General features: G+C 64.3%; 1 protein-coding gene. It reads right to left on the reverse strand.

Translation table 11 applies throughout. From position 1 onward, the window contains the following. Nucleotides 1-401 (reverse strand): glycoside hydrolase family 19 protein (locus EE949_RS24350; protein WP_206335719.1); only part of this gene is annotated, 401 nt, incomplete at both ends.

A 401-nucleotide genomic window follows, 5' to 3' on the forward strand; every position in this document is an offset into this window, starting at 1 on the left:
GACCATTGGTGCCGCCATTGATACGCAGGGTGATCATCAGGAAATCGCCCTTGTCCGCCAGCGCGTTCAGGTTGGCGCGATCCCAGAACCAGGCCGCAGACATCGCGGCATGGTCGGGCCTTTCAAGGAGCTCGGGCTGGCGCAACAGATCCAGACCCAGCGCCTCCCCGCACGCTTCATAGTTGGCCCGCCCCGTGACCTGAATCAGCCCACGACCCCGGTAAAGCTGGCCGTCGCCGTCTGCGTCGGGCGTGTTGCCCAGACGCAGCGCCAACTGACCCGTGTCGTACTTCGCCAGGTAACTGTCGCTGCCCAGTTCACGCACGTACCGCAACTGGCCGGACTCATGACCGATCTGCGCGATGAATGCCGCCACGCGCAGCCGTGTGTCGATGCAGTAG

This window comes from Pseudomonas viridiflava, from assembly GCF_900602065.1.
Taxonomy (GTDB): domain Bacteria; phylum Pseudomonadota; class Gammaproteobacteria; order Pseudomonadales; family Pseudomonadaceae; genus Aquipseudomonas.